Source organism: Edwardsiella piscicida, assembly GCF_021733145.1.
GTDB classification, from domain to species: domain Bacteria; phylum Pseudomonadota; class Gammaproteobacteria; order Enterobacterales; family Enterobacteriaceae; genus Edwardsiella; species Edwardsiella piscicida.
In genome coordinates this window covers 1,915,259-1,931,338 of the sequence record NZ_CP090968.1, presented here as the reverse complement: position 1 = coordinate 1,931,338, position 16,080 = coordinate 1,915,259, and the positions used below count along the sequence as shown (strand labels likewise).

Sequence of the window (16,080 nt, the reverse complement as noted above, 5' to 3'; positions counted from 1 at the left end):
CGTCGGGCTAGCGCGGTTAATTATCGCCCCATTTTGCGCTAGATTATCGCCGTAAAATACGCCGCCGAGCACCCGCTGATAAGGGGCCGCCGCGCCGTGATAGCGCGGGTTGTTTCGCCCATCATTTCTGTAAAATTAGCTGTATTCATTGAAATCAACCATATTTTTCCTTATGATCTTGCCGTTCTTACGCCATCGTCCGCTATTTTTTTGCCGTGGACGTTCATTTTAACCGGGTAATTTTCACATTAAGGATGAGTAAATTGCGCGCATTATAAACTCAACGTGAGGGTATAACATGAGTCATAATGGCACGAATATTGAGAATCAACGTCGAACGATTAACCCCCCCGTCTTTATTATTTCAGCAGTCCTCATTATTGCGCTTGTGCTGTTTGCCGGGATGTTACCGCAGCAGGCGGATCGCTGGTTTCAAGCCATACAGCAAGGGATATTTACCAACGCCAGCTGGTTTTATATTTTAGCCGTCGCATTAATTCTGTTAAGCGTGACCTACTTAGGCTTTTCACGCTATGGCTGCATTAAGCTTGGGCCGGATCATGCCGAGCCGGAGTTTAGCTATTTTTCCTGGTTTGCCATGCTATTTTCCGCCGGCATGGGGATCGGGCTGATGTTTTTTGGCGTGGCGGAGCCCGCCATGCATTATCTATCGCCGCCGCAGGGCAGCGCCGAGACGGTCGCGGCGGCAAAGCAGGCGATGACGCTGACCTTTTTCCACTGGGGCCTGCACGCCTGGGCCATTTACGCCATCGTCGGCCTGATCCTGGCTTTCTTTAGCTATCGTCACGGGTTGCCGTTGACTCTGCGCTCCGCGCTGTATCCGCTGATCGGCGAGCGTATCTATGGCCCGGCGGGCCATGCGGTCGATATTTTTGCCGTCATCGGCACCGTTCTGGGGGTGGCCACCTCGCTGGGCTACGGGGTGCTACAGGTGAACGCCGGGCTTAATCATCTCTTTGGCCTGCCCATTTCTGCCAGCGTACAGGTGACGCTGATCGTGGGGATCACGACGCTGGCGACGCTGTCGGTGGTCTCTGGGCTGGATCGCGGTATCCGCATGCTGTCGGAGCTGAACCTGGGGTTGGCGGTGCTGCTGATGATCTTGGTCGCCGCGCTGGGGCCGACGGTGCTGCTGCTCAAATCCTTTGTTGAGAACACCGGCGGCTATCTGTCGCAGATTATTAGCAAGACCTTCAATCTTTATGCCTATGAGCCTAAATCGAGCGATTGGCTGGGAGGCTGGACGCTGCTCTACTGGGGATGGTGGCTCTCCTGGTCGCCTTTTGTCGGCATGTTTATCGCCCGCGTATCGCGCGGCAGAACCATCCGGGAGTTTGTGACCGGCGTGCTGCTGGTCCCCGCTGGCTTTACCCTGCTGTGGATGACGATATTTGGCAATAGCGCCATCGATCTGATCGCCCACCGCGGCGCCGCCGATCTGGCGCGGACGGTGCAGACGGATGTCTCGCTGGCGTTGTTTAACTTCCTGGAGCACTTTCCGTTCCCGACGGCGCTGTCGTTTATCGCCATGGTGATGGTGGTGGTGTTTTTTGTCACCTCGGCCGACTCCGGGGCGATGGTGGTGGATACCTTGGCCTCCGGTGGCGTCAAGCATACGCCGCTGTGGCAGCGTATCTTTTGGGCCGCGCTGATGGGGGTGGTGGCGATCGTCCTGCTGCTGGCGGGGGGACTGCGCGCGCTGCAGACCGTCACTATCGCCAGCGCGCTGCCGTTTGCGCTGATCCTGCTGCTGGCGATCTATGGTCTGCTCAAGGCGCTGCGGGTCGATATCTATAAAAAGGAGAGTCAGCAGATGACCACCATTGCGCCGCCGGCCAGCCGTAATCCGATCCCCTGGCAGCGCCGCCTGCGCAATATCGTCTATTATCCGAAGCGCTCACAGGTGCGCCGCTTTATTGCCGAGGTGATCCGCCCGGCGATGCTGATGGTGCAGGAGGAGCTGGGGCGGCAGGGCAAGTCGGCCAGCCTGACGGAGGAGGCGGACGATCGCCTGAGTCTGCGGGTCGACTTTGGCGATGATATGGATTTTTGCTACGGCGTGCGGCCGCGTACCTATCGCAAGCCCGCCTTCGCTATGGCCGGGCTGGATGAGGAGGATAGCCCGCGCGAGGATGAGGCCTACTACCGCGCCGAGGTGTACCTGAAAGAGGGCGGACAGGATTACGATCTGATGGGCTGGACCCAGGAGCAGGTGCTGCATGATATTCTGGATCAGTATGAGAAGCACATTCACTTTTTGCACCTGATCCGCGGCGAGCGGGTGCCGGAGTAGGGCAATCTCTTTCGCGGCCGGGATTGCGGTTGGCAATTGCGGCCGCAGGGGGGTAATATTGCCCGGTGCGGTGTTAGTCCGCTGTGTTATCCGTAGCGTCGTTGATGACGCAGCGTACGCGTCTTGCTAAGTAGAGCAGGAACGCACCGACAATCCTTGAAACTCAACAAAACTTTTTTCTATATGTGACCTGTCGTGTGGGTCACCACTGTAGATAAGGAATTCAAATGCCTGTTATTACGCTTCCTGACGGCAGTCAGCGTCATTTCGACCATCCCGTTTCTGTCATGGACATCGCCCGCGATATCGGCCCGGGTCTGGCAAAAGCCTGCATCGCCGGCCGCGTCAACGGTGAGCTGGTCGACGCCTGCGATCTCATCGATGCCGACGCAACGGTCGCCATCATTACCGCCAAGGATCAGGAAGGGGTAGACATTCTGCGTCACTCCTGCGCCCATTTGCTGGGACATGCTATCAAGCAGCTGTGGCCGCAAACGAAAATGGCCATCGGCCCGGTGATCGACAACGGCTTCTACTATGACGTCGATTTAGATCACACGCTGACCCAGGAAGATCTCGATCGCCTGGACAAGCGTATGCATGAGCTGGCGGAAAAAGACTACGACGTCATCAAGAGAAAAGTCAGCTGGCAAGAGGCGCGTGACGCTTTTGTCGCCCGCGATGAGCCGTACAAAGTGGCGATCCTCGATGAGAACATCAGTCACGACGATCGCCCCGGCCTGTATCATCATGAAGAGTATGTCGATATGTGCCGCGGTCCGCACGTGCCGAACATGCGCTTCTGCCACCACTTCAAGCTGCAGAAGTCCTCTGGCGCCTACTGGCGCGGCGACAGCGATAACAAGATGCTGCAGCGCATCTACGGTACCGCCTGGGCAGACAAGAAGCAGCTGAACGCCTACCTGCAGCGTCTGGAAGAGGCGGCCAAGCGTGACCACCGCAAGATCGGTAAGCAGCTCGACCTGTACCATATGCAGGAAGAGGCGCCGGGCATGGTGTTCTGGCACAACGACGGCTGGACCATCTTCCGCGAGCTGGAAGCGTTTGTGCGCATGAAGCTGAAAGAGTACCAGTACCAGGAAGTGAAGGGTCCGTTCATGATGGACCGCGTGCTGTGGGAGAAAACCGGCCACTGGGAAAACTACAAGGATGCGATGTTCACCACCTCATCAGAGAACCGTGAATACTGCATCAAGCCGATGAACTGCCCGGGTCACGTGCAGATCTTCAACCAGGGGCTGAAGTCCTACCGCGATCTGCCGCTGCGCATGGCCGAGTTTGGCAGCTGCCACCGCAACGAGCCGTCAGGCTCCCTGCACGGCCTGATGCGCGTCCGCGGCTTTACCCAGGACGATGCGCACATTTTCTGTACCGAAGAGCAGATCCGCGACGAGGTCAACAGCTGCATTAAGATGGTGTACGACATGTACAGCACCTTCGGCTTTGAGAAAATCGTGGTGAAACTGTCAACCCGTCCGGAGAAGCGCATCGGTAGCGATGAAATCTGGGATCGCGCGGAAGAGGACCTGGCCGCAGCGCTGCAGGAGAACGGGATTCCGTTTGAATATCAGCCGGGTGAGGGCGCCTTCTACGGGCCGAAGATCGAGTTTACGCTGCATGATTGCTTGGATCGCGCCTGGCAGTGTGGTACCGTGCAGCTCGACTTCTCTCTTCCGGGTCGCTTGAGCGCCTCTTACGTTGGCGAAAACAACGAACGCGTAGTGCCGGTGATGATCCACCGCGCCATCCTGGGGTCCATGGAGCGCTTTATCGGTATTCTGACCGAAGAGTTTGCCGGCTTTTTCCCAACGTGGCTGGCGCCGGTACAGGCCGTAGTGATGAATATCACCGATTCTCAGGCTGAATATGTCGAAGAATTGAGCAAAAAACTGCAGGCCGCCGGTATTCGCGCAAAATCAGACTTGAGAAACGAGAAGATTGGCTTTAAAATTCGCGAACATACTTTACGTCGCGTCCCTTACATGTTGGTTTGCGGTGACAAAGAAGTCGAAGCCGGCAAAGTGGCAGTGCGTACACGCCGTGGTAAAGACCTGGGCGTAATTAGCATTGACGACGTAATCGAGAAGCTGCAGCAAGAGATTCGCAGCCGTAGTCTTCATCAGTTGGAGGAATAAGGTATTAAAGGCGGAAAACGAGTTCAAACGGCGCGTCCTAATCGTATTAACGGGGAAATTCGCGCCCAAGAGGTTCGCTTGACAGGTGTGGATGGCGAGCAGATTGGTATTGTCAGTCTGAGAGAAGCTCTTGAGAAGGCCGAGGAAGCTGGCGTCGACCTGGTCGAAATCAGCCCCAACGCTGAACCGCCGGTTTGTCGTATCATGGATTACGGCAAATTCCTCTATGAGAAGAGTAAGGCTAGCAAAGAGCAGAAGAAAAAACAGAAAGTTGTCCAGATCAAGGAAATCAAATTCCGTCCTGGCACCGATGATGGCGACTACCAGGTAAAACTCCGCAGCCTGGTTCGCTTTCTGGAAGATGGCGATAAAGCCAAGATCACGCTGCGTTTTCGCGGTCGTGAAATGGCGCACCAACAGATCGGTATTGAAGTGCTTAACCGCGTCAAGAACGATCTGAGTGAACTGGCAGTGGTCGAGTCCTTCCCGTCGAAGATCGAAGGCCGTCAGATGATCATGGTGCTCGCTCCCAAGAAGAAACAGTAAGGCTCTCAAGTAAGGGTTCTGCGGTTCGGTTTTCCGACCGTAGAACCGTTCGCCTCACTGATTCGTTGTAATTAACAATGCGAAGTGGAAATCGAAATGCCTAAGATTAAAACTGTGCGTGGCGCGGCCAAGCGCTTTAAGAAAACCGCCGGTGGTGGTTTCAAGCGTAAACATGCTAACCTGCGTCATATTCTGACCAAAAAATCTACCAAGCGTAAGCGTCACCTGCGTCCGAAGTCTCAGGTCTCCAAAGGCGATCTGGGTCTGGTTGTAGCGTGCCTGCCGTACGCATAAGTAATTTTTTTTGAATCAAGAATAAGACTTTAGGAGAGAGCATATGGCTCGCGTAAAACGTGGTGTGATTGCACGTGCACGTCACAAGAAAGTATTGAAGCAGGCGAAAGGTTACTACGGTGCCCGTTCGCGCGTATATCGTGTTGCCTTCCAGGCAGTGATCAAAGCAGGCCAGTATGCTTACCGTGACCGTCGTCAGCGTAAGCGTCAGTTCCGTCAGCTGTGGATCGCACGTATCAACGCTGCTGCCCGTCAGAATGGCATTTCTTACAGCCGTTTCATCAATGGCCTGAAAAAGGCTTCTGTTGAAATCGACCGTAAGATCCTGGCCGACATCGCTGTATTCGACAAAGTGGCGTTCACCGCCCTGGTTGAAAAAGCGAAAGCGGCTCTGGCGTAAGTCAGATGAAAGAGGGAGCTTGCTCCCTCTTTTACTTTTGAGCCTGAAGCATTGTTCGCCAGAACTGCGCAGGGCTAGCGATAATTTATTGACATTCTCCGCGCTGGATCTTTCAATAGACAGAGATTTCAATACGTTCTGAATGTTCAAGGTAACGCAAGCATGAACGCTGCTATTTTCCGTTTCTTTTTTTACTTTAGCGCCTGATCGTCAGGAGGCTTTGCGCATAAGAAAAGAAACGGAAAATAGCGCCAAAAGCCTCCCTCGTGGAGGCTTTTTTTTTATTATCGCCGCGCGTTGCGCGGCGTGCGAAGCGGCGCGCCGTAGTACGATGAGCCGTCATCGCTCAACATCGACCATCGGGCCATACTGGCCGGAAGAAGAGGAAAGTCATGTCACATCTCGCCGAGTTGGTTGCCCAGGCGAAGGCAGCCGTAGAGAGTGCCCAGGACGTCGCCGCGCTGGATAGCGTACGCGTCGAGTTTCTGGGTAAGAAGGGTCATTTAACGCTGCAAATGACGTCACTGCGCGATCTGCCGGCAGAAGAGCGTCCGGCGGCCGGGGCGGTCATCAACCAGGCCAAGCAGGAGGTTCAGGAGGCCCTGAACGCCCGTAAGGCGGCGCTGGAGTCGGCGGCGCTGAATGCCCGCCTCGCGCAGGAGACCATCGATGTCTCCCTGCCGGGTCGGCGGATGGAAAACGGTGGCCTGCACCCGGTTACGCGCACCATCGAACGCATTGAATCCTTTTTCTCCGAGCTGGGCTTTGCCGTTGCTACCGGGCCGGAGATCGAGGACGACTACCATAACTTTGATGCGCTGAACATTCCGGCCCATCACCCGGCGCGCGCCGACCACGATACCTTCTGGTTCGATGCGACCCGTCTGCTGCGCACCCAGACCTCCGGCGTACAGATCCGAACCATGCAGCAGCAGGAGCCGCCGATCCGCATCATCGCGCCGGGTCGCGTCTACCGCAACGACTACGATCAGACCCATACCCCGATGTTCCATCAAATGGAAGGGCTGATCGTGGATAAAGATATCAGCTTTACCAACCTGAAGGGGACGCTGCACGACTTCCTGCGCAACTTCTTTGAGCAGGATCTGCAGATCCGTTTTCGCCCCTCCTACTTCCCGTTTACCGAACCCTCTGCCGAGGTGGATGTGATGGGGAAAAACGGCAAGTGGCTGGAGGTGCTGGGCTGCGGCATGGTGCACCCCAGCGTGCTGCGCAACGTCGGCATCGATCCGCAGGTCTACTCTGGCTTTGCCTTCGGGATGGGCATGGAGCGACTGACGATGCTGCGTTACGGTGTCACGGACTTGCGCGCATTTTTCGAAAACGATCTGCGTTTCCTCAAACAGTTCAAATAAGGCAGGATTAACACATGAAATTCAGTGAACTTTGGTTGCGCGAGTGGGTAAACCCTGCCATCAGCAGCGATGCATTGTCCGAACAAATTACCATGGCCGGCCTGGAAGTGGACGGCGTAGAGCCGGTTGCCGGCGCTTTCCACGGCGTGGTGGTCGGTGAGGTGGTCGAGTGCCATCAACACCCCAATGCCGATAAGCTGCGGGTCACTAAGGTCAACGTCGGCGGCGAGCGTCTGCTGGATATCGTCTGCGGCGCGCCGAACTGCCGTCAGGGGCTGCGCGTGGCCGTGGCTACCATCGGCGCCGTTCTGCCGGGCGATTTCAAAATCAAAGCGGCTAAGCTGCGCGGCGAACCCTCCGAAGGGATGCTGTGCTCTTTCTCCGAGCTGGGCATCTGTGAGGATCACAGCGGCATCATCGAACTGGCACAGGATGCGCCGATCGGCTGCGATCTGCGGGAATATTTGCAGCTGGATGACCACGCGATCGAAATCAGCGTGACCCCTAACCGTGCCGACTGCCTCGGTATTCTGGGCGTTGCCCGCGATGTCGCGGTGCTTAACCGCCTGCCGCTGAATATGCCGCAGACGGCGCCGGTAGCGGCCAGCATCGATGACCGTTTCCCGATCGCCGTTGAGGCGCCGGAAGCCTGCCCGCGCTACCTTGGCCGGGTGGTGCGCGGCATCGACGTAACGGCGAAAACGCCGCTGTGGATGAGCGAAAAGCTGCGTCGCTGCGGCATTCGCTCCATCGATCCGGTGGTGGACGTGACCAACTACGTTCTGATGGAGCTGGGGCAGCCGATGCACGCCTTCGATCTCAGCCGTCTGCAGGACGGTATCGTGGTGCGTATGGCCCGTGAAGGGGAGACCCTGACGCTGCTGGACGGCAGCCAGGCGACGCTGAGCAGCGATACGCTGGTCATCGCCGACCATCAGCAGGCGCTGGCGCTGGGCGGCATTTTCGGCGGCGAGCACTCCGGCGTTAACGCGGAAACCCGCGACGTGCTGCTGGAGTGCGCCTATTTCAACCCGCTGGCGATTACCGGCCGCGCCCGTCGCTATGGGCTGCACACCGACGCGTCGCACCGCTATGAGCGCGGCGTCGATCCGCAGCTGCAGCAGCGTGCCATGGAGCGTGCGACCGAGCTGCTGCTGGCGCTGTGCGGCGGCCAGGCCGGTCCGGTTATCGATGTGACCAACGATGCCTACCTGCCGCAGCCGGCCAACATTACGCTGCAGCGCAGCAAACTGGATCGTCTGATCGGCCATCATATCGATGACGCGCAGGTGCTGGATATTCTGCAGCGTCTGGGCTGCCAGGTCACGGCCGTGGACGGCGGGTGGCAGGCTGTCGCGCCGAGCTGGCGTTTTGATATGGCCATCGAAGAAGATCTGATCGAAGAGGTGGCGCGTGTCTACGGCTATAACAACATTCCGGATGTGCCGCTGCGCGCCGATCTGGTGATGACCGCGCACCGTGAGGCGAATCTGCCCCTGAAGCGGGTCAAGACGCTGCTAGTCGATCGCGGCTATCAGGAAGCCATCACCTACAGCTTTGTCGATCCTAAAGTTCAGGCGCTGCTGCACCCGCAGACGTCGCCGCTGATCCTGCCGAACCCGATCTCCGTCGATATGTCCGCCATGCGCCTGTCGCTGTGGACCGGTCTGCTGGGCGCCGTGGTCTATAACCAGAATCGCCAGCAGTCACGGGTGCGTCTGTTTGAAAGCGGCCTGCGCTTTGTTCCGGACGAGAGCGCGAATCTGGGGATCCGCCAGGACGTGATGCTGGCTGGGGTGATCGCCGGTCATCGCGAGGAGGAGCACTGGGGCATCGAGCGTCAGGTCGTCGATTTCTACGATCTGAAGGGCGATCTGGAAGCGGTGCTGGAGCTGACCGGTAAACTGGATGCGGTGCAGTTCCGCGCCGAAGCCCACGATGCTCTGCATCCGGGGCAGAGCGCCGCGCTGTATCTGCACGGCGAACGCATTGGTTTCATTGGCGTGGTGCATCCGGAGCTGGAGCGCAAGCTGGATCTCAACGGCCGTACCGTGGTGTTTGAGGTGTGCTGGAATGCCCTGGCAGAGCGTCTGATCCCGCAGGCGCGCGAGATCTCTCGCTACCCGGCAAACCGCCGTGATATCGCGGTTGTGGTGGCTGAAAATGTGCCGGCGGAAGATGTTTTGGCTGAATGTAAGAAAGTTGGCGCAAATCAGGTAGTTGGCGTAAACTTATTTGACGTGTATTGTGGTAAGGGTGTTGCCGAGGGTTATAAGAGCCTCGCGATCAGTCTGGTGTTGCAAGACACCACGCGTACACTGGAAGAAGAGGAAATTGCCGCTACCGTCGCAAAATGCGTAGAGGCGTTAAAACAGCGATTCCAAGCATCCTTGAGGGATTGAATCTATGGCGCTTACAAAAGCTGAAATGTCTGAACACCTGTTTGAAAAGCTTGGGCTGAGCAAACGGGACGCCAAAGACCTCGTCGAGCTGTTTTTCGAAGAGATACGCCGCGCGCTGGAAAATGGCGAGCAGGTCAAGCTGTCCGGTTTCGGCAACTTTGATCTGCGCGACAAGAACCAGAGGCCGGGGCGCAACCCGAAAACCGGGGAAGATATCCCGATTACGGCGCGCCGTGTTGTGACATTCCGTCCGGGGCAGAAGTTAAAGAGCCGGGTCGAGAACGCGACACCCAAGGATTAATCAGGCAGACAGGACAAAAGGCCGCCCTTGGGTGGCCTTTTTCTTGTGTTGTTCAGCGCTTTTGCGGGCGCAAGAGTGAGGCATTAACTATGCAGGTAAACGATCGGGTTAGTGTTAAAACGGACGGCGGTCCGCGTCGTATCGGGCGCATTTTGGCGCTGGAGACCTTCAGCGAAGGCACCATGTATTTGGTCGCCCTGGATGACTATCCCCAGGGCATCTGGTTCTTCAATGAGGCCGGCTGTGCGCAGGGTATCTTCGTCGAGCCGTATGATGACGCCGCGTCAGCCTGATGCGGCGCCCGCCTTCAGCGGACTGCTTCAGCGTCAGCGGCGGCGCGATCGTCGGCGCCTGATACTGCTGGCGCTGCTGCTGCTGGCGGCGCTGATGCTGGGGCTGAGCGCCGGGGATATCTGGCTGTGGCCAACGCAGTGGTTCACCCCCGACGGGCAGCTGTTTGTCGGGCAGCTGCGTCTGCCGCGGATGCTGGCGGTGATGGCGGTTGGCGCGGCGCTGGCGGTCAGCGGGGCAGTGATGCAGGCGCTGTTTGACAATACCCTGGCCGAACCGGGGCTGCTGGGGGTCTCTAACGGCGCCGGCGTGGCCCTGGTGATCGCGGTGCTGCTGGGGCAGAGCCTGATGCCGATGTGGCTGCTCAGCGCGCTGGCCATCGTCGGCGCGCTGACGATCACGCTGCTGCTAATGCTGTTTGCCCGCCGGGGGCGGGTAAACAACGCCCGGCTGCTACTGATCGGCGTAGCGCTGGGGATCGCCTGCAGCGCCGCCATGACCTGGGCGGTCTACTTTAGCAGCAGCCTGGATCTGCGCCAGCTGCTCTACTGGCTGATGGGCGGCTTCAGCGGCGTCGATTGGCGTCAGGGGTGGCTGGTGGCCGCGCTGCTGCCGGTGCTGCTGTGGCTGCTCACGCGCGGTGATATTCTCAATCTGATGGCGCTGGGGGAGCTTCCCGCCTGTCAACTGGGGCTGGGAATGACCCACTGGCGGAGCCTGCTGGTGCTGGCTATTGGCTGGCTGGTCGGGGTGAGCGTCGCGCTGGCCGGCGTGATCGGCTTTGTCGGCCTGGTGGTGCCCCATATGCTGCGTCTGTGGGGCATTACCCAGCATAGAATGCTACTGCCGGGCTGCGCGCTGGCGGGTGCCGCGATGCTGCTGCTGGCGGACGTCGTGGCGCGGATTGCGCTGTTTTCTGCCGAGTTGCCGATCGGGGTGGTGACCTCATCGCTGGGGGCGCCGCTGTTTATCTGGATGCTGCTGCGACGATCGGCGGGAGGTATCGATGGGCGGTAGTCTGCTGCGCATCGCCGGGCTGACGGTGCCGGGGCGGCTGGACGCTGTTGATGCCAGCGTCGCCCGCGGGGCGCTGGTGCACGTGATTGGCCCCAACGGCGCGGGGAAAAGTTCGCTGTTGCTGCGGCTGGCCGGCTTAGTGAGCGGAGAGGGCGAGGTGTGGCTGGCGGGGCAGTCGCTGCTGCGGCAGTCGCCCACGGCGCAGGCGCGGCGGCGCGCCTGTCTAGTGCAGCAGCAGATGCCGAACGCCCTGATGCCGGTGTTTGCCTACCTGGCGCTGCACGCGCCGCGCCACGCGGACGCCGCGGCGCTGGACGGCGCACTGGCGTCGCTCAGTGGGCGCCTAGGCCTCAGCGATAAGCTGAGCCGTCCGCTGAGCCATTTGTCCGGCGGCGAGTGGCAGCGGGTGCGACTGGCGGCGGTGCTGCTGCAGATCTGGCCGACCGTAAACCCGGAAGGGCGCCTGCTGCTGCTGGATGAGCCGATGAGCAGCCTGGATATCCGCCAGCAGGCCGCATTGGACAGCCTGCTCGGTGAGCTGTGCGCGGCCGGGATCACGGTGATCGCCAGCGCGCACGATCTCAACCACACGCTGTACCATGCCGATACGGTGTGGATGCTCAGCCAGGGGCAGATGATAGCGCAGGGAGACGCGCGGGCGGTGATGCAGGTGGAGACGCTGAGCCGGCTGTTTGACGTTCCCTTTCGCCGCATTCACGGCGGCGATCGCGACTGGCTCTATTATCAAAATGGCTAAAAAAAACTTGACCTTGACGCGTATTTTGCCGTTATGTGTTGACGAGGCCGCGCGCAACGTCGCGCGGCAAATAACGCTAACTCATGGGGGTTGCCCGCGCGGCTCTACAAGGCGAGCCCGGGTATGATAGGGGCATAGGGAAGATGAGACGATTGGCATCCGTATACCGCTATTGCGCATTGTGTACCGTCGCACTGATTCTGGCGGGATGTAGCAGCAAACACCGGGCGCCGCCGCCATCCGGCCGCCTGGCCGACTCGATAGTGGTGGTCGCGCAGCTCAATGATCAGCTGCAGCAGTGGCATGGTGCGCCGTACCGCTACGGCGGGATGGAGCGCAGCGGTGTCGACTGCTCCGGCTTTGTGTACCGCACCTTCCGCGATCGTTTTGCCATTCAGCTGCCGCGGACGACGCAGGAGCAAACTGCGCTGGGAACCCGGGTCTCGCGGGACGATCTGTTGCCCGGCGATCTGGTGTTTTTCCGCACCGGGCGCGGTGACAGCGGGCTGCACGTCGGCATCTATGATACCAATGACACATTCATCCACGCGTCGACCTCGCAGGGAGTAACGCGCTCGTCGCTGGGCAACGTCTACTGGCGTAATGTCTACTGGCAGGCCCGGCGCCTATAGCCTCAGCGGCGGGCTCTTATCCGCGCGTTAGCGGTGCTATCATCATGGCTTTGGCTCAGTAAAAGGGCATAGTTATGACGCCGTTATCGCTTTTTATCTCCGATTCTCACGATCCCTGGTTCAACCTGGCGGTGGAGGAGTGCATCTTCCGCCAGATGGATCCCGCGCAGCGGGTCTTGTTCCTGTGGCGCAATGCCGATACGGTGGTGATTGGCCGCGCGCAGAACCCCTGGCGCGAGTGTAATACCCGGCGCATGGCGCAGGACGGCGTTAAGTTGGCGCGGCGCAGCAGCGGCGGCGGGGCGGTCTTCCACGATCTGGGCAACAGCTGTTTTACTTTTATGGCCGGTAAGCCCGGCTATGATAAGCAGGTCTCCACGGGCATCATTCTGGCTGCGCTGGCCGCGCTGGGAATTGATGCTCAGGCCAGCGGCCGCAACGATCTGGAGCTGGACACCCCGCAGGGAAGGCGCAAAATTTCCGGTTCGGCCTACCGCGAAACCCTGGATCGCGGTTTTCATCACGGCACCCTGCTGCTGAATGCCGATCTGGGCCGCCTGGCCAATTACCTGAACCCCGACGTAAAGAAGCTGCAGGCCAAGGGCATTGCCTCGGTGCGCGCGCGCGTCGCCAATCTGTCGGAGTGGGTCGCGGACATCGATCATGCGCGTTTGTGCGATGCCATCGGCGAGGCCTTTTTTGCCCATTACGGGCAGCGGGTCGCGCCGCAGCATATTTCGCCGCAGCATCTCCCGGATCTGCCCGGCTTTGCACAGCAGTTTCAGCGCCAGAGCAGCTGGGAGTGGAACTATGGTCAGGCGCCCGACTTCAGCCATGTGATGGAGACGCGCTTTGACTGGGGCGGCGTGGAGCTGCACTGCGAGGTGACGCGGGGGACGATCGTTCGCGCCCGTCTGTTTAGCGATGCGTTGACGCCGGCGCCGCTTGAGGCGCTGGCCGTCGCGCTGGCGGGTTGCCCCTACCAGGGGGAGGCGGTAGCCCAGCGGGCGCTGGCTCTGGGGGGGCAGGATGCGACAGGGATGATGATGCCGCAGCTGGCGGCATGGCTGCGCCGCCAGCTGGCCTAAGGTCGGCTATAGGCGCGTGCGCGCCAGGGGAAAGCGGGCCTTCAGCTGCGCGCGGGTCGGTGCGCCGTCGGGCCCCGGCTGGCTGACTACGCAGGCGGCGACCTGATTGCCGAGGTCGATGGCCTCCTCCAGGGGCAGGCCGAGGGCGAGCCCCGCCAGCACGCCGCCGCAGTGGGCATCCCCGGCGCCAATGGTATCGGCTACCGTTATCGGGTAGGCGGGCAGGTGCCGCTGGCGACCATCGCTGGCGCACAGCCAGGCGCCGTGGGCGTCGAGGCGGCAGATCAGATGGATCCCGCGCTGGACGGCAAACGCCGCGGCGGCTACCACCGGATCGCCTTCGCCGCACAGCTGCGTCACCTCATCGCGGTTAAGGGTCAGTATGCTGCCCGCGGGGAGCCGCTGCCACAGCGTCTTTGGTAGATGGGGCAGGCGCGGCCCGGGATCCAGCAACAGGGTGCAGCCGGACGGCAGGGCATACATCCATTCGCACAGCGCCTGGCCCCCGCTTCCCGCCAGCTCATAGCCGCTGAGATAAACCAGCGCCCCGGCGGGCAGCGCTATCTGCGCCAGCTGTGGCGCAGACCACTGCGCCTCGCAGCCGCTGACGCTGATAAACGTGCGCTCTCCGTCGGCCTCAACGCAGGCCAGGCACCAGCCGTTATCCTGCTGCGGGTGACGCAGCAGCACCGGCAGCGCCAGCGCGGTCATGGCCTGCTCCGCCAGCGCACCCCAGGGGCCGTTGCCGACCGGCATCCCGTTGATGACCGGGATCTCCAGGCGGCACAGCGCCCGCGCCACGTTGAAGGCACAGCCGCCGATGGTTCGCCCGCCTTCGCCGGCTTCTACGTCCTCTCCCCGCCGCGGCAGACGCGGCAGGTTGAGGATCAGATCGCCGACGGCGCCGCCGATGACGGCGACCGGGCGCGGCGTTTGCGTCGTTGTCATGCTTTTTTCCTCATGCCGACCAGCAGGGCGTAGCTAAACAGGCTGATCAGGAAGGCGACGAACAGCCCCAGGCTGGAGTCGGCGAAGACGCCGATGGCCAGCGGGCCGTCGATAAAGCCGGTGCGGGTCACCATCAGCCCGCACAGCGCGCCGAGCAGCCAGCACAGCAGCGGACCGACGCGTACGCCGGCGTTGCTGCCGCGCAGATCGAACAGCTGGCTGTCGCTGTAGCCTTGATGGCGACGCAGGCAGACATAATCGACCAGGAAGATCGCTTCCCAGGCGGCCAGGAAGACGCCGCAGCACAGCAGGAAGGAGACGAAGGGCCCCATAAAGTCGCCGGCGACGAACAGAATGTACAGGGCGATGCCCAGTACGATGGCGGCATCGAGCGTTACCGCCCAGATCTGGCGGATCTTAACCCCGATGGTCAACAGGTTCAGGCTGGCGGAGTAGAGGCTGAGCACGGCGATGGTCACGATGCCCGCCGTGGCGGCCAGCAGATAGGGGATGGACATCCAGCGCGGCAGCACTGAGCCTATCAGGGCGATGGGGTTTTCTGCCGCGGCCAGATCGGGCAGGCGGGCTGAGAGCAGGATCCCGGCCAGCATCAGCAGGCACAGGGGCAGCGCGGCGCCACCGGTGACGGCGGCGAAGATGTGGCTCTCTTTGCTCTTGGCGGACTGATAGCGGCTGTAGTCGGCGCCGGCGATAGCCCAGCTGATACCGGTGCCGGCGGCGATCACCGACACGGCCGGCAGGAAGGCGGTTAGCCAGCTGCCGGAGGGCATCGCCAGTACGGCCTGCCAGGGGGTGGTAAACAGGATATAGCCGACCACGATCAGGGTCATGGTGCCGAAGATGCGGGTAAACCAGCGTTGGATGGCGGCGACGGCCGTCTGACCCAGCAGGCTGACGGCGATGGCCAGGCCGGCAAACAGCACCAGGCACACCAGGGTGAGACCGTGTCCGCCCGGCACGCCGCAGGCCTGCAGCAGCGCGGCCAGGGTCAGGGTCCCGGTGATGATATTGACCGCCTCCCAGCCCATCAGGTTGATCCAGCTGAACAGGGTGGGGGCGATGTTACCGCGGATGCCGAAGATGGCTCGGGAGAGGGTCAGGGTAGAGGTGCGGCCGCGTTTACCGGCAAAGCTGAAGTAGCCGACCAGGCAGAAACTCATCACCCCGAGCAGGGCGGCCAGTATCGCCTGTACAAAGGAGAGGCCAAAGCTGACGATGATCGCGCCGTAGACCACGCCCAAAATACCGATATTGGCGGCAGACCAGATCCAGAACAGTTCGCTGGGGGTACTGCGGCACGCCGGCTCGGGAACCCGATCGATACCGATATTCTCTACCTGCCAGGCTGGGTTGGCGTTGGTTTCACTCATTCTACAATTCACTCCTTTGTCATTGGCTCATGCTGCTTACACCGTGGCGGGTCGCATCATCCCCTGCCATACGACGGCGCCGCGCACGGGAGGGGGGAAATCCATTCGCGCACAGTCTACTGGCACACCAATAGGATGCCAATATAAAACCGTTATAGATAAGCCAT

16 protein-coding genes and 1 other annotated feature are annotated in these 16,080 nt (G+C 60.5%); of the genes, 14 read left to right on the top strand and 2 right to left on the bottom strand.

Annotated elements, in window-relative coordinates:
• Positions 1 to 298: 298 nt before the first annotated feature.
• The 14 genes from betT to L1P05_RS08735 all read left to right on the top strand — a co-directional run bounded on the left by betT (position 299) and on the right by L1P05_RS08735 (position 13,574).
• Positions 299 to 2,314, top strand: a complete 2,016-nt coding sequence (gene betT, locus L1P05_RS08800; protein WP_012848654.1) for a choline BCCT transporter BetT — start codon at positions 299 to 301, stop codon at positions 2,312 to 2,314.
• A 227-nt stretch (positions 2,315 to 2,541) separates the two neighbouring features.
• A complete protein-coding gene (gene thrS / locus L1P05_RS08795; protein ID WP_012848653.1) occupies positions 2,542 to 4,470 on the top strand; it encodes a threonine--tRNA ligase in 1,929 nt (642 codons plus the stop codon).
• A gap of 3 nt (positions 4,471 to 4,473) precedes the next feature.
• Positions 4,474 to 5,016: a translation initiation factor IF-3 gene (infC, locus tag L1P05_RS08790; protein WP_034163363.1), complete on the top strand. Its 543-nt coding sequence runs from the start codon at positions 4,474 to 4,476 to the stop codon at positions 5,014 to 5,016.
• 96 nt (positions 5,017 to 5,112) lie between these two features.
• Complete coding sequence (gene rpmI / locus L1P05_RS08785) at positions 5,113 to 5,310, top strand: 50S ribosomal protein L35 (RefSeq protein WP_005293643.1); 198 nt, start codon at positions 5,113 to 5,115, stop codon at positions 5,308 to 5,310.
• Between the two features lie 43 nt (positions 5,311 to 5,353).
• Complete coding sequence (gene rplT, locus L1P05_RS08780; protein ID WP_015461533.1) at positions 5,354 to 5,710, top strand: 50S ribosomal protein L20; 357 nt, start codon at positions 5,354 to 5,356, stop codon at positions 5,708 to 5,710.
• Between the two features lie 157 nt (positions 5,711 to 5,867).
• Positions 5,868 to 5,993, top strand: a sequence feature (Phe leader region).
• Positions 5,873 to 5,917, top strand: a complete 45-nt coding sequence (gene pheM / locus L1P05_RS08775) for a pheST operon leader peptide PheM (protein WP_106120997.1) — start codon at positions 5,873 to 5,875, stop codon at positions 5,915 to 5,917. It overlaps the preceding feature by 45 nt.
• Positions 5,994 to 6,102: 109 nt before the next feature.
• Positions 6,103 to 7,086 (top strand): phenylalanine--tRNA ligase subunit alpha, encoded by a 984-nt coding sequence (gene pheS, locus L1P05_RS08770; RefSeq protein WP_012848650.1) that lies wholly within the window; start codon positions 6,103 to 6,105, stop codon positions 7,084 to 7,086.
• Positions 7,087 to 7,100: 14 nt separating this feature from the next.
• Positions 7,101 to 9,488, top strand: coding sequence for a phenylalanine--tRNA ligase subunit beta (pheT, locus tag L1P05_RS08765; protein WP_012848649.1), 2,388 nt, complete (start codon positions 7,101 to 7,103; stop codon positions 9,486 to 9,488).
• A 4-nt stretch (positions 9,489 to 9,492) separates the two neighbouring features.
• The gene (ihfA, locus tag L1P05_RS08760) at positions 9,493 to 9,789 is read left to right on the top strand and encodes an integration host factor subunit alpha (RefSeq protein ID WP_005285818.1); all 297 of its coding nucleotides are present in this window, start codon (positions 9,493 to 9,495) and stop codon (positions 9,787 to 9,789) included.
• A gap of 89 nt (positions 9,790 to 9,878) precedes the next feature.
• Complete coding sequence (gene dsrB, locus L1P05_RS08755; protein ID WP_012848648.1) at positions 9,879 to 10,082, top strand: protein DsrB; 204 nt, start codon at positions 9,879 to 9,881, stop codon at positions 10,080 to 10,082.
• Positions 10,063 to 11,097 carry a vitamin B12 ABC transporter permease BtuC gene (gene btuC / locus L1P05_RS08750; RefSeq protein ID WP_012848647.1) on the top strand — a complete coding sequence of 345 codons (1,035 nt, stop codon included), beginning with the start codon at positions 10,063 to 10,065 and terminating at the stop codon, positions 11,095 to 11,097. The genes dsrB and btuC overlap by 20 nt, the downstream gene beginning before the upstream one ends.
• The gene (gene btuD, locus L1P05_RS08745; RefSeq protein ID WP_012848646.1) at positions 11,087 to 11,854 is read left to right on the top strand and encodes a vitamin B12 ABC transporter ATP-binding protein BtuD; all 768 of its coding nucleotides are present in this window, start codon (positions 11,087 to 11,089) and stop codon (positions 11,852 to 11,854) included. The genes btuC and btuD overlap by 11 nt, the downstream gene beginning before the upstream one ends.
• Before the next feature lie 143 nt (positions 11,855 to 11,997).
• A complete protein-coding gene (locus L1P05_RS08740; RefSeq protein ID WP_045474762.1) occupies positions 11,998 to 12,486 on the top strand; it encodes an NlpC/P60 family protein in 489 nt (162 codons plus the stop codon).
• Positions 12,487 to 12,560: 74 nt separating this feature from the next.
• Positions 12,561 to 13,574, top strand: a complete 1,014-nt coding sequence (locus tag L1P05_RS08735) for a lipoate--protein ligase (protein ID WP_012848644.1) — start codon at positions 12,561 to 12,563, stop codon at positions 13,572 to 13,574.
• A gap of 6 nt (positions 13,575 to 13,580) precedes the next feature.
• On the opposite strand, the gene L1P05_RS08730 is transcribed toward L1P05_RS08735, so the two are convergent.
• Positions 13,581 to 14,522 (bottom strand): PfkB family carbohydrate kinase, encoded by a 942-nt coding sequence (locus L1P05_RS08730; RefSeq protein ID WP_012848643.1) that lies wholly within the window; start codon positions 14,520 to 14,522, stop codon positions 13,581 to 13,583.
• On the bottom strand, positions 14,519 to 15,913 hold the full coding sequence (locus L1P05_RS08725; RefSeq protein WP_012848642.1) for a purine-cytosine permease family protein: 1,395 nt from the start codon (positions 15,911 to 15,913) through the stop codon (positions 14,519 to 14,521). The genes L1P05_RS08730 and L1P05_RS08725 overlap by 4 nt, the downstream gene beginning before the upstream one ends.
• Positions 15,914 to 16,080 lie beyond the last annotated feature (167 nt).